Source organism: Nocardia sp. NPDC058244, from assembly GCF_042882065.1.
GTDB lineage: Bacteria > Actinomycetota > Actinomycetes > Mycobacteriales > Mycobacteriaceae > Nocardia.
On sequence record NZ_JBHVWX010000003.1, the window covers coordinates 437,414 to 457,324 of the forward strand.

Below are 19,911 nucleotides of genomic sequence, written 5' to 3' on the forward strand. Positions count from 1 at the left end.
ACGCAAGAGGTCGGTCCCACCTCGATTGCGCGGTTGCTCACAGGGATCGTCGACGCACATCGAATCGACCCGGCATCGAGTCGAGGGGGCCGTGACGAAACCCGTTGAGTCGACGCCCTCGCATTACGCATGCTCAACCCGACATGTCCGCCGGAACCGCGCGGGACCCCGCCCTACCTAGGAATGCGATGAATGCGAAACTCGAGGCGGCGTTGGGACGGTTGACGGACCTGTCTCGACGTGACTTCTACAACCCGTACACACGGTTCGATTGGCCGGCCGAGGTCGACCGCGAAGTGTGGTGGATGGACCCACCTTTCCTGACCAGTCACGGAACCGAGCAGCACTGGGATAGCGCTGATGCGATACGCCTCTCCCAGGCCGAGACGATCAACTTCTTCAGCCTGCACGTCCACGGCATACGTGAACTCATGGGCGAGGTCGCCGCGCGAATCCACACTCCCCGATTCCGTCCGGAATCGGAGTATCTACACCATTTCATCGGTGAAGAAAACGACCACATGTGGTTCTTCGCCGAATTCTGCAACCGTTATTGGGACGGGGTGTATCCCGCGGCGGCGCCCAGCCCACTGGCGAGTCCGGTAGCCAAGGGCCCATGGACCGACTTCATGGTGTTCAGCAGGATCCTGGTCTTCGAGGAGCTGTTCGACTACTACAACGCGCGGCTGGGTGGCAGCACCCTCATCCCGCCGATCATCGCCGAATTACATGCGGTGCATCACCACGACGAGAACCGCCACGTCGCGTTCGGCAAACGGCTCGTCGAGTCGCTCTACGCCGAGGCGATGAGCAACGGCGGCGAAGCCGAACACGGCGACGTCGCGAACTACGTCAAGAACTACATCCGCTATTCGGTGGCCAGTATGTACAACCCCCGCTGCTATGCCTACGCCGGCGTGGACAACCCGTTGGCGATGCGTCGCCGGCTGCTGACCCATCCCGCCCGCGCACAAGTCCACACCGAGATCATGCGCCGCCTGGACCGCTTCTACCGACGCCTCGGTCTCTACGCGGGTGGGTGGGACGAGTGACCCACCACCTACCGCAGGAGGTCATCAGCTTTCTCGCCACCCGCAACCCTGACTTCACCGGCGACGATCCCGATCTGGACCTGATCGAGAGCCGCACCCTGGACTCGTTGGGCCTGGTGGAGTTCCTGCTGCTGATCCAAGAACTCACGGGAGACGAAATCGACATGGAGACACTCGATCTCGACTCGATTCGCAGCCTACGAGGGCTCCGTGACACCTACTTCACCCCGAGGAATCCATGATCGAGACGACCACACCCGGATACCGCGTCACCGACGGCCTCGCAGTATTCGGCCCGGATGTCACTCGCGTGAAATACGCCATCGACGCGATCTTTCAGCAGTGGGCCACCGAGATCCACGCGCAACCGTGGGATCTGCCCGCGTTGCTCACCCGTTCGCAACTGACGTCCTTCGACTATTTCGACAACTTCCCGCACCTCGCCGTCGCCGCGACACCGACCATGACAGCCGACGCCGACGGTTCGCACGAGGAGCTGTTCATCACCTCGGCGGCCTGCTATGGGGCATACGCCGCACTGACCGACACCGTACTCGAGGAGCCGTTGCTCGTGACTGTCGCGAGCCGGTGCTGCCGCAACGAAACCCGTTATCACGGCTTACGCCGACTGCACCAGTTCACGATGCGAGAGCTGGTCGCCCTGGGTCCGGCAGACCATGCCACCACGCACCTGACCCATGTCAAACCCCGCGTGCTGTCGTTGACCGAACACCTCGGGTTGTCGGTGCAGGTGCAGCACGCCACCGATCCGTTCTTCGACCCGAACGGATCCCGAGCGCTGATGCAGCGATTGCTGCCGGTGAAGGAAGAGATCGTGACCGACGACGGCGTCGCCATCGCCTCGTTCAACAGCCACCGCAACTTCTTCGGTGATCGTGCCCGCATCAGCTTCCGGGGCGATCCGGTGCACACCAGTTGCGTGGCGTTCGGCCTCGAACGCTGGGTGCACGCACTGGACCGCAGGTTCAACGGTGATTGGGCGGCCGCGCACGCGGCCATCGTCGCCTTCGACACGACGGCGAGCGGCGAATGAGCAACCCGATCCTGCTCACCGGCGCCACCGGTGTCGTCGGCACCGCGTTGCGGGAGCGGCTCACTGCCGGGTCCTACACCGCCCTCACCCATCGCACGCCACTCCCCGGCGTCGACACCATCACCGGCGACATCACCGCGCCACGGTTCGGCCTCGACGACACCGCGTACAACCAGCTGATCGAGGGCACCGGGTGCGTGCTGCACTGTGCCGCGAACACCTCCCTCAATGCCGATCCCGCCGTGCTCGCCGAGGACAACGCCCGCGGCACCCGGCACGCGATCGAGCTGGCCAACGACGCCGATGTCCCGCTGATCCACGTCAGCACCGCCTTCGTCGAGGCCATCGACCGGGCCGAGAACCGCGGCGCGCGTTTGAACTACGCCGAATCCAAACTCGTCGGCGAACGCCTCGTCACCGACCACGCCCGACGCTGGACCATCGTGCGCCCTTCCATCGTGATCGGCGATTCGAGCGACGGTCACATCGCCGACTACCAGGGCCTGTTCCGGCTGGCCGAACTCGTTCGGGGCGGTCGGTTGCCCTTCTTCCCGTGTGGCGCCGATTCCCGCGTCGACATCATCACCCAGGATGTCGTCGCTGCCGCACTGGCGCAGCTGAGCCGGGTCGCGCTGGATCGCGGTGACACCGGGCACGATCTGGTGTGGCTCACCTGCGGCGCGGCGGCCCCTCGCGTCTGGGAGGTGATCGAGGCCTTCCTCGCCCCGCGATCGACGGGAGAGCCACGCCCCCGCGCCCCACGCTTCATCGACCGTGACCAATACGAGCGACTGATTCGCCCTGTCTTCTTGTCCGAGCTCGACCCGGGCCTGGCCCGGCGGATCGACAACCTGTTCACCCATGTGGCTCCCTACGTGTCGATCGTCGACCCGTTTCCCGACGCCACGACCGTCGGCGACTACCAGCCCGCCGTCACCGATCCACTGCTTCAGCTGAACCGCTCGCTCGACCACTGGGCTCGAGCCGGCGCAGCACCGCGTTCGAGGGAAGAGGCGATCGTTCATGCCTGAATACACCATCACCGCCACCACCACGGCACCGCCGGAAGCCACATTCACTCTGGTCTCCGATTTCCGCCGCTATCCCGCCCTGGTGCCCGAGGTCATCGTTTCGCTGACCGTCGACCACGCGGGCGACCCACCGAGTTCGGAGTGGGCAGTGCGGTTTCACGGCGGAATCCTGAAATGGCGCGAGCACGACACCATCGATACCTCGGCCCACCGCATCGATTTCCGCCAGATCGACGGCGACTTCGCCGAGTTCGCGGGAGCCTGGCAGGTGACCGGCGAGCTCGACCGACCCACCCGCGTCACCCTGAACGCCACCTTCGACCTCGGGATGCCCGCTGTCGCCGACGTACTCGAACCCATCGCCCACCGCGCCTTCGACGACACGATGCGTGCGCTGTTGACCGCGCTGCTCGGTCCGGATACCGCGTTCACCCCGCCCTCGAGCGCGGCGCAACACCCGGGAGTACCCGCATGACCACCGCGTACCTGCATTCGATCACCTGGGCGCACGGCGAAAAGCAGTCGTTCCTGGACGAAATCGACGCCGACCCGGCACTGCGCGCACGGACCGGCGCCGAAGGCATCGAGTACTATTTCCGCGCCGACTGCGCCCCATGGCAACTCGCTCACGAAGCCGCGACAACAACACTGCGACGAGCCGACCTCGATATCACCCAGGTCGATGTGATCTTGTACTCGACCGAATCAACCGACACCCGTGCCGATATCAGCAAGGACCCCAACCGTTTCGCCGACGCGCTCGGCGGCAGGACGACACCGTTGATCGCCGTCACCGGCAATGTCTGCGCGAACTTCGGCGCGGCGCTCGCGACGGCACGCAACGCCGTGCGATCGGGCGAGCATCGCACCGTTCTCATTGTCACCACCGACATCTGGGACGACCGTCCGCGGCTCGTGGACGCGGGCACCTGTTTGATGAGCGATGCCGCCGCCGCGGCCATCGTCTCCGCCGCACCGGCGCCGAACTCGACCTCGTGGGCGATCGGCAAGATCACCCCCTCGGTCGACCACGGCATGCACGATGTGGATCCGGCGGTCGACACCATGGACATGGTTCGCGGCACCGTCGCCGGAATCCAGCGCGCCTACCGCGGCTTCTTCGCCGATATCGCGCCGACGGCGTTCCCACACCTGATCTGTGGCAATCTCGGTGACACCGTGGTCCAGATGTTCGCCCGCCTCGGCGGCTTCGACCCGGCGCGGATGCTGCGGCAGACCGCCGCGCACGGCCATTGCCTGGCGGCCGATGTTCTGGTCAACCTCGACACCTACGCGCCGACCATGGCGGCGGGCGACCGGGTGATGGCGGTCTCGAGCGGGCACAACTATTGGACGTGCATCGATCTCACAACCGTGACCGGGGTGCTCGCATGAGAATTCTGATCGGCCTCGCACTGCTGCGCCCTCGCACTGTCGTCGCCGCGGCCCTGGCGCTCGCCGCACTCGGCATGCTGGCGGCCGTGCTCGTCGCGCCGAAGATGACTGCCTCGCTGGCGGACTACGACGACCCCAACTCCGATTTCAGCGCGGCGATGGCCGACTACACCCAGCGCACCGGAATCGACTCCGAGCAAGGGTTGCAGGTGATCGTCGACTGCACCCGTGGGAGCACACACCCGTGCCCCGAACTCACCGAGATCCGCCCCGCACTGCTCGGTGTCGCCCACATCGTGGCGGTGGCGGATTTCGACACCACCGGCGACCCCCGGATGATCTCGAACGATGGCGATCACGCCTATCTGCTGGTGGCCCTGGATCGTGACGCGGGCGGCGACACCCATTTCCTCGACCAGGTCCAGCGTGCGATCGAGGCCGTACCCGGACTCGCGCAGCGGTCGATCGTCGGCGGTCCTACCGTGGCGAACCACGACACCGCGACCATCTCCACCGAGGACCTGTTCATCGCCGAACTGGTCGCGTTTCCGCTGCTGGTCATCGCGCTGCTGTGGGTGTTCCGCACTGCGGTCGCTGCCGCGATTCCGCTGATCGGCGCCGGGTTCAGCGTCCTGACCACATTCGTCGCGTTGCTCGTCGCCCAACAGGCCCTGCAGTTGTCGACCTTTGCCCTCAATCTCATCACAGCCCTGGGCACGGGGCTCGCGATCGACTTCAGCCTGTTGATCATTACGCGCTACCGCGCCGAGCGTCGCACGTCGGCGGTGCCGCACGCGGTCTACGTCGCGATGCGCAGCGCCGGGCGCACTGTCGCGTTCAGCGGATTGACCGTGATGTCGGCGCTCGCGACGCTGTGCCTGCTGCCGCAGCGTTTCCTGTATTCGATGGGGATCGCCGGCGTCGCGTTGACGGGGGCGTGCCTGATCTTCGCGCTGGTGGTGCTGCCCGCGATTCTGTTGTTGCTGGGCGACCGGATCGAGGCACTGAGCCTGCGGCGAGCACGTCCCGCCGATGCCGGCCGACGGTGGCGGCAGTGGAGTGGGTTGGTCCAACGTCATGCGGCCGTGGTCGCGGTGACCGGAACGCTGGTGCTGGCACTACTCGCGGCACCAGCACTGGGCGCCCGGATCCAAGGGTACGACACCGACGTACTGCCCGCGGATTCCGCCGCCGCGCGGGTAACCACGATGCTACGCAACGACTTCGACCATGCCGATACCGGCATCGCCGTGCTCGTCGACGCCAGCTCTCCCATGACGCCACAGCGAGCCGCCGAACTGATCGGCGCCCTGCCCGGGATACTCCGGGTGCAGCCCCCCGTCCCGTTGTCGGATGGATCCAGTGTGATCAACGCTGCCGTGGATTCCCCTGCCACCTCGCCCCGCAGTCGCGAAATTCTGCGGTCGGTGCGCGGCACCGTCCCCGATGCGCAGGTTCTCGGCGAGGTCGCGCGATTCGAATCGTTGTTGCAGAGCCTGGCGCACCGACTGCCGTACGTCGCGCTCCTGCTGATCGTGCTGAGCGGGCTGTTCCTTGGCGTCCTCACCCGGTCGGTGGTCATCCCGATCAAGAACGCGGTCATCGGTGTGCTGTCACTGGGCGCCACTCTCGGCATCCTCGTTATCGTGTTCCAGCACACCGCGATCGGTGGTTCGCCCGCACTGGAAGTGACCGCGCTGGTCATCGTCGCGGTGCTGGCCTACGGCCTGTCGACCGACTACGCCTCGTTCCTGTTCCACCGCATGACCGAGGCCCGCCAGGCCGGGGCGTCACCTCGCGAGTCGGTCGATGTCGGTCTCGCGAGTACCGCGCCGGTGGTCACCGCGGCGGCACTGCTGCTGGTCATTCCGTTGGGCGCGTTGCTGGCTTCACAACTCACCCCGGTGCAGATGCTCGGTGCCGGTGCGGCATTGGCTGTCGTGCTCGACGCGACCCTGGTCAGGGTTCTGCTCGTGCCGTCGTTGATGGGTCTGCTCGGCCGCTACAACTGGTGGCCTTCGGCGCTACACCGAGACGATCTGCCCGCGGCCGACACGAAGGCCACGGTGTCGCAGCGCTGACCGTCGATGGCCCGCGGGCATCACGCCTGCGGGCCATCATTCGTCGGGCTTCGGAAATTCAGTTCGGATCGGTACTCAGCCGGTGCTCGGCCGACGCCGCCGCTTCGAGAACGAAGTCGGCGAAACGCACCGGATCCGCCAGTGGCAGGTAGTGCCCGGCTCGGGGGACCACGCTCAGTCGTCCGGTGTGGCAGGCCCGGACGAAGCGGCGTTCGTGTATCCGCAGGTGATCGTGTCGGCCGTTGATCAGCCACACCGGACCCTGGTACGAGGCCAGCGCCGCGAGCACGTCGAATCGGCTGAGCTCGGCGACCACGTCCGGGATCACCTCGGTAGCGATGCCCGCACCGTTGATGGCGACTGCCACCGGCCGCGGCAGCATCATGTCGAACAGTCGCGCACTCGACCGCTGACCGCCATCGGGCTGCAGCGACAGCACCCGATGCATCACGGAGAACGGCAGCATCAGCGACCGGCTCGGCACGCAGGTCGAGCCGGCGACGACCAGGCCTGCCACTGCGCCAGGAGCCTCGGCGGCGGCCGCGATACCGACATATCCCCCCAGGGAGTGCCCGACGATCACAGCGCGACCACCGACGGAATCGATGGCGGCGCTGACCGTTTCGGCGGCGGCGACCAGCGTGAACTTCTCGCCACGACGCCGTCCGTGACCCGGCAGATCGACGGCGATCACCGGATGAGCGTCGGCGACGCGATCGGCGACCGTGGTCCAGGCCGCGCCGCTCAGTCTGATTCCATGAACGAGAACCACCGGCAGACGATCCGACATCGCAACCCCTCCTCGCGAAAAGCAACGCAACGTTGCGTTGCATTCGAGCGTATCTCAGCCGGATATCCAACGCAACGTTGCGTTGTATCGTGACGGTGTGTCCGCAACCGACCCACCCACCGCAGGCCCACGCAAAGCCGAGGTCATCTACCTCGCCGCCCTGGAGCTTCTCGCCGACGCCGGGTACGACGCCATGACGATGGAGGCGGTCGCCCACCGATCCGGGGTCAACAAGACGACGCTGTATCGGTGGTGGCCATCCAAGGACGCGTTGTTGGCCGCGGCCCTGACTGTTGCTGCACCGTTACGGATTTCCCTCCCCGACACCGGCACCTTCCGCGGTGATCTCGCCGCGCTCGCGCGCGAGATCGCCCGATTGCTGACAGCCGAGGACACCGCGGCCATCGCGGCGGCGGTCCTGTCCGCATCGGCGTCACGACCGGCGCTCGCCACTGTCGGTCACCGGTTCTTCAGCGAACGACTCGAGCGCGAGCAGGCCATCTTCGACAGAGCCGTCGCACGCGGGGAGGTACCGGCCGATATCGATGCAGGCACCGTGATCGATCTACTGGCAGGCTCGCTGTGGGCGCGGCTGGTGCTGCGTGGGCTGACGCTCAGCCCTGACTACATCGACACGATCGCCGACATCGTCGCGCACGGAACACACCGCCGCACTGGCGCTACCGAACGGGACGCCGATCACGAGCGAACGGCGAACGAGCAGGCCCGTTGATCAGGCCTGCTCGTTCGCGGTGTGCCTACGTGCTCAGCCCCGCCGACTCGGCCGAGAGCGCGTCGACCCCCATCCGCTCGCGGGCGACCAGGCTGTTCGACCGCAGCTGGTGAATACGCCATGCACGGAGTTTGCCGGTCGGGCCGACCTCCCCGGTGCTCATGCCGAACGCGCCGTCGAGCAGACACACCGCGGTGACGACACCCAGCGGATCCGCCACCGCGAGGGCGTCGGCGACCGAACCGAAGCGCGCGTCGTCCTCGGCGAGAGCGTCTATCGAGGATTCGGCGCTCCGGTCCGCCTCGGTCCACCGATCGGGGCGGAACGCGAGGTAGAGCACCGCGCTGTCACGGGATTCGGGGGCGGCGACAACGGCGTCGACCGAACCGAAGCGCTCGACCAGCCGCCCGACCAATACCTCGGCGGACAACGCGGCCGCCGGCGGGCCGAACACACCGTGCGTCCGGCCGATCACTTCGAGCTCGCCGTCCTCCGTCAACCGCGCTCGGTCGCCGGTACGAAGCCAGCCGTCGGCGGTGAACGCCGCCGCAGTGCGCTCGGGCCCATCCGGACCGACATAGCGGGTGAAGTTCGCCGGGCTGTCGATCAGCAGCTCGTCATCGTCGCCGATCCGCACCCTGACCGATCCTTCCGGGGTACCGACCCCGGGTAGCCGCGCACCGACCAGCGCGGTCGACGACACCGCGCCGGCAATCTGGGTCTGCCCGTAGACGTTGCGCACAGGCAACCCGACTGCCTCCCACCATGCCTGGGTCGACGCGTCCAGCGGGCTTGTCCCAGCGAAGATCTCACTGACCGCGGTGAGCCCCAGCGAGGCGCGCACCGATCGCCCCAATAGCCGGGGCGCGAGTCCTCTTCTGGTGACCCCCGTTCGACCAGCGAGCAGAATCCGGGCCACAGTCCGTTCGGCGGCCGTTACGAGCGATCGTCCGAGCGCGGAGCCCGCCGCGGCCGTCTCGGTTTCCTGCCGGATCGTGCGCAGCAGCGGCGGTGGCGCCAACAACAGCGTGGGTCGGCAATCCCGCAGATCGGCTGGCAGGTCGGCGAGGCCCCCGCCGTACCAGGTGTGGCCGGCCACCCACACCGCCAGGTAGACCGTCAGCAACCGTTCGGAGATGTGCGCGGTCGGCAGAAAGGACAGAAATCGCGGGTGCTTCTGGGTCGGATACTCGGCGAGCGCGTCGGCGGCGGCGGCCATCGCGGCGCCGGAGAGCTCGATCAGCCCGGCCGGTGCGGTAGTGCCCGTGCTCTGCAAGTACAGCGCGGCCGCTCGCGCGGGTGGATCGAACACCGAAATCCGGTGCAGGACATCGCTCGAGTCGAACGGCTCGACATCGGCACCGAGCACCTCCACTCCCCTGTCGACACCCGGCAGCGGAACGAGGTCGACCAAGCGGTGTACCGGGATTGATGTGCTGCCCGGAATCGACATGGCGTCACCGACGACGACCGCATCGGCGGGCGCCGCGGCGAGCAGTTCGCGCAGTTCGTCGTGACTGCTGGTCGTGTACAGCGGCATGACGATCCGGCCGGTCAGTCCCAACGCCAGCTCCAGAATCGGATACCTGGCATCGGTCTCGGCGATCACCGCGACCACCCGGCCGAGCTGGATGGAGTCGAGTCGATCGCAGGTGTCGGCCACGAGACTGCCCAGCTCGTGCCAGGTGACGGTATGCCAACCGTGTGCTGCGCGATAGGTGATGGCCGGTCGTTCGGGGTGTCGCGCGAGGGTGTCGCGCAGGGCAGCGGCGAGGGTGTGGGTCATCGTAGGGCTCCTGTTGGGACGGTCTCGAGCACCGGCGTGATCTGTACGGGTTCGGTGTCGGCGGGCCGGTTCGCCGATCCGGGCTTTCCGATACGGACGAGCAGGAGGTAGACCGCAGGGCCGACGAGTAGGTCCGCGACCATCGCGAACGCCATGGTGAACGTGCCGACCGCGCCCATGTCCTGCAACGCGAGCAACGAACTGCCCAGCATGGAGACGAAGCCGGCGATGAGGACATAGGAACCGAACATCACCGGGGTTCCGGTGCGCAGCAGTACGGCGCTCACCGCACTTTCGGCGTCGACTCCGGCGCGCACCCGGTCACGGATTCGCAGGCACAGATGAATCGTGTTGCTCGCGGCGAGACCGAGCGCGATGGCCAGCATCATCGCGGTGCCGATCCGAACCGTGATGCCGGCCAGTCCCATGAATCCGAGCACCGCCATGATCGGCAGCACGGTGGGCACGATCGCCGCCAGGAACAGGCGACGGTCCCGGATGGCGACCCACATCACCGGCAGGATCAGCGCGAGCGCGGCGATGGCGGACAATCCCATCTCGAAGGACAACGAGTGCATCCCCTGCTGGGCCAGCCACCACGGCCCGACGAGGTCGATGTCTGCCGACGGCATCGCCTGCCGGGCGATGTCCTGGACCCGGACGGAGAACGGGATCGATGCCTTGGTGCCGATATCGGCGACGCGAATGATCACCGCCGCCTGGGTGGCATCGGCATCGAGCACAGACCGCGAGAGCTGGTGCAGCCCGGGTCCGTACGCGCCGGCTCGCGCGGCGACCGCGGGTGTCAGGTCGGCGGCTTCGCGGCGGCAGTTCGGGCCGTCGGCGGCGCCCGGGGCCATCGGCTGCGGGATCAGATCGAGGACCGAACCGACGTAGCGAACCTCCGGCTGCGCGCACAGCTGATCGACCAACTGTACGAGTTGCTCACGATGGTCGCCGATCGTGCCCGACGTCGGTCGGATCCACAGCTCAGGACCGAGAAATCCGGTGAACTCCTGTTCGAAGGTGCGCTGCGCGACCAGTGCGGGATGGCCGGCGGGCAGTTCTTCGTTGACCTTCTGATCAATCGAGATCTGGGACAGTCCGAGCCAGCCGAGGACCGCCACGACGACCACGAACGTGGCCACGACCGCGCCGGGGCGTCCGGTGACCATACGGTCGGCGACGCGCAACATCGCCATGCTCGCCTTGTTGGCGCGCACCCCGAACTGTCGCTGGGCCGATCCTCGGTAGAACACATCGATCGCGCGCGGCACGACCAGCCAGTTGACCAGGTAGGCGATACCGACCCCGACCGCGGTGCACAGGCCGTAGGACGAAATGGCGCTCATGTCGGCCACCACCAGGGCGGCGAATCCGAGTACCGTGGCCAGCCCGGTCATGAACGCGGCCCAGGCGAGCAGCGAGAAGGCTTCACGGTTGGCGACCGGATGGTCGCGGCCTGCTTCGCGACGGCGGATGTACTCCTGATGCTGCTGGAGCGCCTCCGCGATACCGACGATGAGTACCAGGGTCAGCACCTGACTGTTGACGATCGAGAAGGGCTGACCCAGCAGGTTCATCGCGCCCAGCGTCAGCGGCACCGAGAGGGTGACCCCGATCAGACAGATGACGACGTCGACGACCCGCCGAAAGTACACGTACAGGATCGCGATCATCACCATGATCAACACGGCGACTCCACGCAGCGTGCTGAACAGCACTTCGTGCGCGTAGACCTGCTCCACATCGGGATATCCGGTGATCTGGGTATCGACGATGCGGTCGAACGGCGGTTGAGCTCCCGACGCGGATGCCCAGCGAGACACCAGATTCCGGAATTCGCGGTCGGCCTCGCGCCAGGTGGCGAAGTCCTGGTTGGCGATGTCGAACGTGGCGGTCACGGCCACGCGGCGATTGCCGTCGCCGAAGATGAGGCGGCGAGCCGACGGGGTGGCGGCGACATCGGTGACGAGTCGATCGATGGTAGCCGGGTCAGCGTGTGGCAGTTGCGCGCCGACACCTGCGGGGTGGAAGACGCCCGACCGGTCGGTGAACGGGAAATTCAGCGGTTCCCGCACCGCGATGACATGCGGCGACTTCGCGATTCCTTCGGCGAGTTCGTGCACAACGCGAAGTTTCGCGGCGTCGCGAGCATCGCCGATATCGACCATCACGACGAGTTCGTTGAATCCCGCTCGGCCGAATTCACGTTCAGCTCCCTCGGTTCGTTCGATCTGATCGGGATCGTTGGTGAAGGTCGGCCGGAAAGACATATCGAGGCGCATGGTGAAGATACCGAAGCATCCCGCTGCCACACCGAGGATCAGAAAGATGATCGTCGCACGCCGGTAGGTGTACAGAATTTCATAGATCGTTCGTGCGGCGCGGGCGCCGATGATATGGGGGCGCATTGCTTTTCCTTGCCCTCGAGAATTTCAGAAGCTGCCGATTGCCCGGCCTCACCGTCCGGCGAGGCCGGGCAATCGTGGGTACGACCTGTATCACCGATTCAGCAAGTCACCGGCCTGATGCTCGGCCAGGCCGAGCAGTTCCAGACCGGATCGAGCGCAGTCGGCGTAGGAACCGACTACCAGTCGATAGTCGGTGTCCCGGCCCGGCATACCCTGATGTAGGCCGGTGTCGACCGCACCGACGGCGCGGTAGGAATCGACCAGGTACGGATGGGCATGGGCGACGTACGTGCGGTGTGACGAGAAATCCCGCATCCACAACGCGCCGAGCACCATCGCGCTCAGCGCGAAACGCGCACGGCTCGGATCGGCGATGGCAGCGAGCCGGCCGACCTCGGAATCGACGCCCAGGTCGTCGAGCTCCGGTCGAGGCGTGATCGTCGACCGTGCACAGGGAAATGCTGTGGTCCGCAGAGTCGCGACGGGCCTGCCCGCGTGCCTGACCACGATGACCATGATCGCGTCCGCGTCTCGCCGCCGCTCGACCCCGGCATCGAAGCCGATGTTGCGACGCGAACGGAACACACCGGACCGAAAGGCACGAGCCTGGTCGAGCTCACTCGGGGTGGTGCAGACCAGCGCCGACAGCGCTGGTGCCTGCGTCTCGACTGTCACTCCGCGGACTTCTGCTCGACCCACTTCTCGTAGGACTGTTCGAGCAGCCACAACGTCAACGACAGGGTCGTCACCGCCACCCGGTGCACATCGCGAGCCTGCTCGGGCGTGGTCACCGCCCTGGTGATCGTGTGACGTACCTCGTCGGCGTGCTTGCTGTCGATCTCGGCGTGAGCGACGAAGAAGGCCATTTCCCGATCGGTCAGACCGAGCGTGGCGCGCGCGGCGTCGAGCAGCGGCGCGATGTGGGTGTACACCGATTCCGCCCAGTAGGAGTAGCCAAGGCGCGGAATCGGGCCTTCCCGCAGCGCCACGCCGTACAGATAGCCGATCAGCGCGTCGGTGGCCGGCAGCGGTGCGTCCTCGATCACCTCGCCCTTCTCGATCAGGCCGATGGCGCGCAGGTCGTGCAGCACCATCCGCTCGTGGCCGAGTTCCTCGCGGGCGTGCTCGTACACGAACTTGAGCAGACCCAACTGGTCCGGAGTGGTCCGGAACGCGGCGACGGCCTGATTGGTCGCGTTGTGGCTCGTGTAGTGGAACACCTGCTTCATCACCAGGAAGTACAACCCGCGATCGAAGCCGTGGGTGGTGACGTGTTTCCACATCCTGCCCTCGCGGGCCTGCTGCCACAGTGCGTCGATCTCGGCATCGAGCTGGGCGAACAGATCTTCGTGCAGCGCACTCGAAGGCTTCCCGGCCTGTTCGGCGAGTTCGCTTTCGACGAAATCTTCGACCGTTTGCGTGTGCGTGGTCATTGAGAACTCCACTCCAGAAAACTGTGTACCGACACCGTTCTCGACGGTCGGCCACGAGAATAGACACCCGGCATTTCCGTCGATCTCGACAAAAGTCGCAAATACTTTCCGGATACTCGAGCATGAAACTTCCAGGATTCTCCGACTACGTTGTCGACGACTCCCAGACAAAAGATTACGACCCTACGGAAACGGCAACAACCTATTCGACAGTGCTCTCGTTACGAAAGTCCGACCACCTCGGAGCAACACGAACAGCTCGGGACGGCAACCGTTCCACGATTGCCGTCCCGAGCTGTATTTCGATAACAGCGGTCAGCCCGACAGCGCCGAGTAGAAGATCTTGAGAAGCTTCGCGTATCGGCGCCGCGCGTAGAATTCGACGAGGTCACGTCCGGTCGCCACCGCGGTTCGGTTGGTGACGAACCACGGTGGTTTCGGGCTGAGCGTGAACATTCCCGACAGCAGTGCTCGCGGTGCGGGCCGGAACGGTCCCCGCACCACAGTCCGTTCGACATCGTCGAGCAACAGCGCGTTGTGGACGACGCCTGTGCCGCTCTGGATATCGGCGAGGGTGTGGCCGGGGTAGGCGCCCCAGGCCGCGCGCGCGATGCCGAACGCCAGCCCGGTCCATGCGTTCACCGCGATGGTGCCGTACCGCAGATTCTCGATCGCGTCATCGAACGCCGGTCCCAGTTCCGCGAGCGTATCCGGATGCGCCAGGAGGTTGGCTCCGAGCGTGCCCATCAATTCGTTGTTGGCGAACTCCACCGCGCCGGCGAGGAATCGCGCACCGTCGCCGGGGAGTTCGACGACACCGAGCACCGGGGAGAAGTACTCGGTGCGCAGCAACGGGCTGTCGGAGGTCGGCAGATTCTCGACCAATACCCGCCCTCCGAACTCGGTCGCGCCGGGATAGGACTTCAACGCCGCGTCGACCCGTCCCGCACTTCCCGGGTAGTAGGCGTCGCGCTGGGGCGCCCGCCGCAGGGCCGCGCGCAGTTCATCGAGGAACTTCGCCTTGTGCTCCCAGTCCCGGCTCACGACGACAACCTGTACGGCGATGCAGTTGTAGCCGCCGTTGTGCAGCCGCGAGGTGGCTACGTGTTCGGCCTGGAACTTCACATCGTCGTCATTCCACGGCCCGGGAACCACGATGGTCGGCGAGACGCCACCGAGCTCGCTGGTGATCGGCTTGTCCAACAGCGGCCTACCGGACCGCCGTCGCTTGTCCCCCTCGGCACCCGGGCCCCACACGATCGCGTCGTGCGTCTGCGTACCGCCGGTCATGTGAACGTGGGCGACAGCGGGGTGCTCGACGAGGTAGCCGCCTTCAGCGGCACCACCACGCAGAATGCGCAAAGCCCCGAGGTCGATGAAGGGCGCGAAGATCTTCTCGAATACCGGCAACAGCGGATCGGTGATCGGGTTCAGTTTCAGCGCGACCACCCGGTTGTGCGCGAACAACTCGTAAAGAACGTCCAGCGGCGGAATCGACATGATGTTGCCCGCACCCAGGACTACGCCGATCCCCCCGGTGGCGGTCGGGTCGAGTTGCGCCAGGCCGGCGCGACGCCGGGCGGTTCCCGCGTCGATACCAGGGCGCAACCAGACATCGGCCCGAAACCCGTTGAGGATGAGCTTGTCCAGCGTGTCGAACGGCAGCACCGGCACCGCGACGCGCCCGCCGGGCGCGGCGTCGATCTTCACACCGTCCAGCGGGCTGCGACCGTCGGCGAGCGCTGCCAGGGTGTCCCCCAGAGCCTCGAGCCCCTGCAGGAGAGCGAGCGGCCCCGACATCCACTCCTCGCCCAACAGGGGCGAATCCTCGTCCAGGCTCTTGATCTCGGTAGCCGCGCGCACCCAGTCCGCCGCGTACCGACCGGTCAAGGCATGGACACGACTCAGCAGTACTCGACGCTCGGCCAGCGTCGTCTTCGACCAGACCTTCTCGCCGCTGCCCAGCTCCGCCAGCGCCCGGTCGAGCACGGCGCTATCGACTGTCTTTTTCATTCCTTCACTGTCCCCGGGATTTACTCGGTTACAAGGAGTTACGTAACACGATCGCGCTCCAGCCGTTTGATCGCGACGACCCGTCGACGCCTCTCCGATCCACCGACACAGTCGGTCCAAGCCGGTGGGTTCGCGCGGGCATCATGCGCATGCTGGACGACCGATCAGATTCAAAAGTGTGGGGTTTCTGTGCGATCTGGCCAAACCACGTCAAGTGTTGAGACACAAGGAAACCCCTCCGACCAAGGTCACAAGGGTTTTCACTGTCGGGCTAGACAGGATTTGAACCTGCGACCACCTTACCCCCAGGACTGGCTACTAGCCGTTGTCGCACGTCACGCACGGTTCGCATCGGACGCAAGCCAAGTGCTGACGTCGTATGGTTCGCACCCGCACAATGCGTGTGGTCCCCGGCTGGTCCCCAGCATCCGTGCTCGAACACCCGCCTGCGAGACACCGTCGACCCCTGCCGCAGGGAGTGTTCGGTGACGGTCGTTCTCGGAGATCGGGTCAGCCTAGCCGACCGGGCGTGGCATCAGTCGTCGAAAGTGAACCCGAACTTTCGAGAGGGATCCCCACGCTCAGGTTCGGCCACGGCCGGATCGTCCACGTCAAACGGCTGCAGCAAAGCGGTCCGCTGCTCCTTCGACATGAAGAAGATATCCGACAGCCGCTTGACTGCCTGTGGGATCCGACTGCCGAGGATGTCATTTTCATCGTCCTTCTCGAGCACGCCGGCATCCTGAAATTGCCGAATCAGCTCAAGCATCTTCCCAGGCAGTGGCTCGAAGTTGCCAACTCGAATTCCATCGAACCTTGGCACAGGGCGTTCGATGCGAAACGGGGCGTGATAAGCAGCTCGGCGAAGTCGTTCGAATCCATCATGGACCAAATGAACCGCAACACTATTCTCATCTTCATCTTGACGCCGCCGCTTGCGATACTTGTGAAGAATCATGATCATCGACCAGAGGCGCTTGACGAGGAAATCAGCGGCGTCCCGGACGTCGGGATCCGGGTGGCCATAGATGAGGGTCGACATTTTGGGAACCAGCTCGTTTCGCCACTGATCCTCTAGCTTCACCGTCTCCGCGGGCAGCTCCGCAGGGTCTTGATCGTCAGGCGCGTACGCCCCCAGTGTCACTGCACGGAAACAGTGCGGCTCCCACCAACTCTCAACTGCAATGATAGTGTCAATCGTGTCCTTGTGAAGAGAACGAACAAGCGCTCGGTATTCAGCGTCGAGCACCGCATCAGCATTGGTCACGGATGCAGGATAGTCCGCGCCGCTGACACGGTTCGTGCAAACAACCGCACTGCCGCATCCCCTGGGTAGCTTGCAGCCTCTACGGCGATGTCGCCCCTGGACCGAGGCACTGCGAGGTCACGCAGTACTTCAAACCAAATACGTATTCATATCCGCCGCCAGCGGGCACTTTGTAGTATTCCTGCCTCAGCGCCTGACCGCAGCGTGGGCATTTTTCGTCGAGCTGGCGGCTCCCTCTTTGCGCCATAGTCACAGGTTACGGCTGTAACGGGGATCAAAGCGCGCTCGGCAGGCCGTGTCGCCTAAGTGTGCCGGCTCGAGGTTGGCGCCCCTGGCCGTGCTGGTAGCTCGTCGGTGTCGTGAACCAGCCAGCGGAGGAACTCCACGGCGTGAGCCCCACTTGGTCCCCAGCATCCATGGTCGGAGCGCGCGTCAGGTTGCACCGTTGGCGAGAGGCGGTACTTGAGTGAGGTGTTCTCGCACGACGCGCGTGATCGGTTTCCGTTGTTCGCGTATCTCCTGGAGCAGAGCTTCCAGTGGAGCTGGATCAGGGGCTCGGCGTTCTAGCAGCCGAACTCGCTGAAGTTCCAGCGCCAAAACCTGGACCTGCCGGCACTTCGTGTATAGGTCGACTACCAGCTGCTGCGTATGTGGCTCGCTGATCAGCATAACGGCAGAGCTGAATGCCAGCTCAAGACGAGCGAGCGCGTCAGACATCGGCGTCGCATGCTGTGCGCGCCAATGGTCGCAGGCCTCATCTGTATTGGCAGCCGGGCCAGTCCTGAGTCCCTCTTTGAGGTGGTACACGTAGGCATTGCTCACCGCCATCACTTCTTCCCAGATCGGCGGGATTGTTTTGACCTGCTCCATTCGGCGGGCCGCATCGAGCTCACGCGCTAGCCGCGCATCGGCTGCGGCCAGCTCCGTCGCGAGGCGGGCGTTCACATCCGCCACGGCGGCTGCAGCGTCAGCTCGCGCTTGTTCGGCTTGCTTACGGGCGAGGTTCGTCTGCCAGAGGGCAACGAGCACCGCGCCAGTCGTTGCGATTCCAGCCATCCACGTCGCCAGGTCGCCCCACTGGTCAGCGCCCCAACGGCGCCATAGGCCGTATGCGGCGAAGCCGGCGTAGATGAACGGCAGAAGAATGACGACAGAACCGAGCCAGCGGTTCAGACCGAGCACAGGCATAGCGGCACCATACATTTGGGCGATAGCCCAAGCCTTCCCGCGGGACTGCCGAACGCGACAGCGGGGTACCGCCCAGACGAGAATGCGATCTGGCACCACGCGGAGCCGCTCTGGCGCGCGGTCTGGCCGGGACCTGGCCGGGATTCGACCGGGACCTGGACGGGATACGGCCGGGCCTCAGCTAGTCCCGGCCGTATCCCGCCTATACATGGCCCAAAACTAGCGTTGACCTGCGGCGCTTCGCGACTCCTCCCTCCCCACCCGGCCAACACTGTTCAAGGTCGACCCGTCGAGCTTGCGACGCTGGAGGACGGCGGTTCCGCCGCAGGGACCGCCGTTCGTTCACCTTTCCGGCAGGGTGACCCGGTACCTGGGCGAGGATCTGCTCGCGTACCTGCGCCGCAACCGGACCGATCCAGCGGCGGCGTGATGGACTCGAAAGCAGTTCACGCCATCCCGCTCGGTGTCGAAATTCGCGCCGACATCGCGGAACGGAACCGCGCGAAGCCATTCCGGGCGCGGGTGCGCTGGACCGATCCCACAACGAAAGCGCGACCGTCCAAGTCCGAATCCTTCGATACTCGCGAGGAAGCCGAGTCCTGGGTCGAGCGGATCAAGGGCGCAGCAGCGCGCGGGGTCGATCCGCAGATGGCGACGGCCACGCTCGCCGACTACGACAGCGCGAGCTGGGAAACGGCGATGCGTGGCATCGAGGTCAAGACGGTCGGCGACGCCTTCAAGCCGGCGTGGGCGCGCCGTGTCGTCCCGGCGCTGGGCCACCTGCCAGTGACGATGGTCAGCGCGGGCATCGTCGACCGGGCGGTCATGAACTGGATCGCGGAAGGGGTCAGCAAGTCCGGGGTGAAGGTCAGCCTGGCCGCGCTGGCCCGCGTGCTGGACCAGGCCGTCCGTGACGAGGTGATCGACCAGAACCGAGTGAAGATCACGGGCTGGCAGGGACAGTACGAACGGATCGAAGACGAGTTGGACGACCCGCGGGCGCTGGCCTTGCCGGACTGGTCGACGCTGACGACGCTGGCGGACGCCCTCGTCGCCGCGTCTTCGGACGAGTTCCGCGGCTGGGGCGATGTCATTCTCTTCGCAGCCTGCACCGCGTCGCGAATCGGGGAGGTGTCCGGTATCCGGGTGAAGGACATCGACACCGACCAATGGATCTGGAACCTGCGCCGCCAAACGTCGCCTGGCCCCGGCGGCATGATGGACAAAGGCACGAAAGGCAAACGGTCTCGGCGCGTTCCGATCATCGAGGAGCTTCGGCCGATGCTGGCCAACCGAATTCGGACGCGGAAGGACAACCCCGACGCGCGCCTGTTCGTCGGCCCGCGCGGCGGGCGCATCCAGACCGGAGTCCTGCAGAAGGCGACGCACTGGGACGAGGTGGTGACGCGCCTGGGCTATGAGCACCTGCGGCGTCACGATCTGCGCCACACCGGGCTCACCTGGTTCGCCGACGCCGGCGTGCCCCTGCACAGGCTCCAGCAGATCGCCGGGCACACCGACCCGCGGATCACCCAGCGATACCTGCATCCGGACATCGTCGCGCTGCAGAAGGACGGTGACATGCTCTCTGCGCACCTCAAAACGCCGAGGCGGTCCCCAAATGGTCCCCAGCTACGGCTGGTCCGATAACCACAAAATCCCCTCCGACCGAGG

General features: G+C 65.7%; 17 protein-coding genes. 9 read left to right on the forward strand and 8 right to left on the reverse strand.

The features are described from left to right. The first annotated feature begins 188 nt into the window (after positions 1–188). The 7 genes from ACFVW6_RS11700 to ACFVW6_RS11730 are packed head-to-tail and all read left to right on the forward strand — an operon-like array spanning position 189 to position 6,613. Positions 189–1,052: a diiron oxygenase gene (locus tag ACFVW6_RS11700; RefSeq protein ID WP_378831584.1), complete on the forward strand. Its 864-nt coding sequence runs from the start codon at positions 189–191 to the stop codon at positions 1,050–1,052. Beyond that, positions 1,049–1,294: a hypothetical protein gene (locus ACFVW6_RS11705; protein WP_378831586.1), complete on the forward strand. Its 246-nt coding sequence runs from the start codon at positions 1,049–1,051 to the stop codon at positions 1,292–1,294. The genes ACFVW6_RS11700 and ACFVW6_RS11705 overlap by 4 nt, the downstream gene beginning before the upstream one ends. Beyond that, positions 1,291–2,106 carry an aminoacyl--tRNA ligase-related protein gene (locus ACFVW6_RS11710; protein ID WP_378831588.1) on the forward strand — a complete coding sequence of 272 codons (816 nt, stop codon included), beginning with the start codon at positions 1,291–1,293 and terminating at the stop codon, positions 2,104–2,106. Before ACFVW6_RS11705 ends, ACFVW6_RS11710 begins: the two co-directional genes overlap by 4 nt. Further along, the gene (locus ACFVW6_RS11715; RefSeq protein ID WP_378831591.1) at positions 2,103–3,137 is read left to right on the forward strand and encodes an SDR family oxidoreductase; all 1,035 of its coding nucleotides are present in this window, start codon (positions 2,103–2,105) and stop codon (positions 3,135–3,137) included. Before ACFVW6_RS11710 ends, ACFVW6_RS11715 begins: the two co-directional genes overlap by 4 nt. After that, complete coding sequence (locus tag ACFVW6_RS11720; RefSeq protein ID WP_378831593.1) at positions 3,130–3,612, forward strand: type II toxin-antitoxin system RatA family toxin; 483 nt, start codon at positions 3,130–3,132, stop codon at positions 3,610–3,612. Before ACFVW6_RS11715 ends, ACFVW6_RS11720 begins: the two co-directional genes overlap by 8 nt. Next, positions 3,609–4,532 carry a hypothetical protein gene (locus tag ACFVW6_RS11725; RefSeq protein WP_378831594.1) on the forward strand — a complete coding sequence of 308 codons (924 nt, stop codon included), beginning with the start codon at positions 3,609–3,611 and terminating at the stop codon, positions 4,530–4,532. The genes ACFVW6_RS11720 and ACFVW6_RS11725 overlap by 4 nt, the downstream gene beginning before the upstream one ends. After that, on the forward strand, positions 4,529–6,613 hold the full coding sequence (locus ACFVW6_RS11730) for an MMPL family transporter (protein WP_378831596.1): 2,085 nt from the start codon (positions 4,529–4,531) through the stop codon (positions 6,611–6,613). Before ACFVW6_RS11725 ends, ACFVW6_RS11730 begins: the two co-directional genes overlap by 4 nt. A 58-nt stretch (positions 6,614–6,671) precedes the next feature. On the opposite strand, the gene ACFVW6_RS11735 is transcribed toward ACFVW6_RS11730, so the two are convergent. Beyond that, positions 6,672–7,403, reverse strand: coding sequence for an alpha/beta fold hydrolase (locus tag ACFVW6_RS11735; RefSeq protein ID WP_378831599.1), 732 nt, complete (start codon positions 7,401–7,403; stop codon positions 6,672–6,674). Positions 7,404–7,440: 37 nt separating this feature from the next. Here ACFVW6_RS11735 and ACFVW6_RS11740 point away from each other — a divergent pair, with 37 nt between their 5' ends. Then, the gene (locus ACFVW6_RS11740) at positions 7,441–8,136 is read left to right on the forward strand and encodes a TetR/AcrR family transcriptional regulator (RefSeq protein WP_378831601.1); all 696 of its coding nucleotides are present in this window, start codon (positions 7,441–7,443) and stop codon (positions 8,134–8,136) included. Between the two features lie 25 nt (positions 8,137–8,161). Here ACFVW6_RS11740 and ACFVW6_RS11745 read toward each other — a convergent pair whose 3' ends face one another. From ACFVW6_RS11745 to ACFVW6_RS11775, 7 genes are all read right to left on the reverse strand, one after another. After that, positions 8,162–9,922 (reverse strand): AMP-binding protein, encoded by a 1,761-nt coding sequence (locus tag ACFVW6_RS11745; protein WP_378831603.1) that lies wholly within the window; start codon positions 9,920–9,922, stop codon positions 8,162–8,164. Beyond that, the gene (locus ACFVW6_RS11750; protein ID WP_378831606.1) at positions 9,919–12,336 is read right to left on the reverse strand and encodes an RND family transporter; all 2,418 of its coding nucleotides are present in this window, start codon (positions 12,334–12,336) and stop codon (positions 9,919–9,921) included. The genes ACFVW6_RS11745 and ACFVW6_RS11750 overlap by 4 nt, the downstream gene beginning before the upstream one ends. A gap of 90 nt (positions 12,337–12,426) precedes the next feature. Beyond that, the gene (locus tag ACFVW6_RS11755; RefSeq protein ID WP_378831608.1) at positions 12,427–13,011 is read right to left on the reverse strand and encodes a hypothetical protein; all 585 of its coding nucleotides are present in this window, start codon (positions 13,009–13,011) and stop codon (positions 12,427–12,429) included. Continuing rightward, on the reverse strand, positions 13,008–13,769 hold the full coding sequence (locus ACFVW6_RS11760) for an iron-containing redox enzyme family protein (protein WP_355282635.1): 762 nt from the start codon (positions 13,767–13,769) through the stop codon (positions 13,008–13,010). The genes ACFVW6_RS11755 and ACFVW6_RS11760 overlap by 4 nt, the downstream gene beginning before the upstream one ends. A gap of 315 nt (positions 13,770–14,084) precedes the next feature. Continuing rightward, a complete protein-coding gene (locus ACFVW6_RS11765) occupies positions 14,085–15,782 on the reverse strand; it encodes an aldehyde dehydrogenase family protein (RefSeq protein ID WP_378832095.1) in 1,698 nt (565 codons plus the stop codon). Between the two features lie 535 nt (positions 15,783–16,317). After that, positions 16,318–17,049, reverse strand: coding sequence for a hypothetical protein (locus ACFVW6_RS11770; RefSeq protein ID WP_378831611.1), 732 nt, complete (start codon positions 17,047–17,049; stop codon positions 16,318–16,320). A gap of 432 nt (positions 17,050–17,481) precedes the next feature. Then, a complete protein-coding gene (locus tag ACFVW6_RS11775; protein WP_378831615.1) occupies positions 17,482–18,237 on the reverse strand; it encodes a hypothetical protein in 756 nt (251 codons plus the stop codon). A gap of 429 nt (positions 18,238–18,666) precedes the next feature. Between ACFVW6_RS11775 and ACFVW6_RS11780 the strand changes: the two genes are divergently transcribed. Further along, positions 18,667–19,887 carry a tyrosine-type recombinase/integrase gene (locus tag ACFVW6_RS11780; RefSeq protein ID WP_378831617.1) on the forward strand — a complete coding sequence of 407 codons (1,221 nt, stop codon included), beginning with the start codon at positions 18,667–18,669 and terminating at the stop codon, positions 19,885–19,887. Positions 19,888–19,911: the final 24 nt, after the last annotated feature.

Bases quoted from the DNA above. Each gene is read 5' to 3' on its own strand.
- ACFVW6_RS11700 (WP_378831584.1), top strand. From the start codon at position 189: ATGAATGCGAAACTCGAGGCGGCGTTGGGACGGTTGACGGACCTGTCT.
- ACFVW6_RS11710 (WP_378831588.1), top strand. From the start codon at position 1,291: ATGATCGAGACGACCACACCCGGATACCGCGTCACCGACGGCCTCGCA.
- ACFVW6_RS11715 (WP_378831591.1), top strand. From the start codon at position 2,103: ATGAGCAACCCGATCCTGCTCACCGGCGCCACCGGTGTCGTCGGCACC.
- ACFVW6_RS11720 (WP_378831593.1), top strand. From the start codon at position 3,130: ATGCCTGAATACACCATCACCGCCACCACCACGGCACCGCCGGAAGCC.
- ACFVW6_RS11725 (WP_378831594.1), top strand. From the start codon at position 3,609: ATGACCACCGCGTACCTGCATTCGATCACCTGGGCGCACGGCGAAAAG.
- ACFVW6_RS11730 (WP_378831596.1), top strand. From the start codon at position 4,529: ATGAGAATTCTGATCGGCCTCGCACTGCTGCGCCCTCGCACTGTCGTC.
- ACFVW6_RS11735 (WP_378831599.1), bottom strand. From the start codon at position 7,403: ATGTCGGATCGTCTGCCGGTGGTTCTCGTTCATGGAATCAGACTGAGC.
- ACFVW6_RS11745 (WP_378831603.1), bottom strand. From the start codon at position 9,922: ATGACCCACACCCTCGCCGCTGCCCTGCGCGACACCCTCGCGCGACAC.
- ACFVW6_RS11750 (WP_378831606.1), bottom strand. From the start codon at position 12,336: ATGCGCCCCCATATCATCGGCGCCCGCGCCGCACGAACGATCTATGAA.
- ACFVW6_RS11760 (WP_355282635.1), bottom strand. From the start codon at position 13,769: ATGACCACGCACACGCAAACGGTCGAAGATTTCGTCGAAAGCGAACTC.
- ACFVW6_RS11765 (WP_378832095.1), bottom strand. From the start codon at position 15,782: ATGAAAAAGACAGTCGATAGCGCCGTGCTCGACCGGGCGCTGGCGGAG.
- ACFVW6_RS11775 (WP_378831615.1), bottom strand. From the start codon at position 18,237: ATGCCTGTGCTCGGTCTGAACCGCTGGCTCGGTTCTGTCGTCATTCTT.
- ACFVW6_RS11780 (WP_378831617.1), top strand. From the start codon at position 18,667: ATGGACTCGAAAGCAGTTCACGCCATCCCGCTCGGTGTCGAAATTCGC.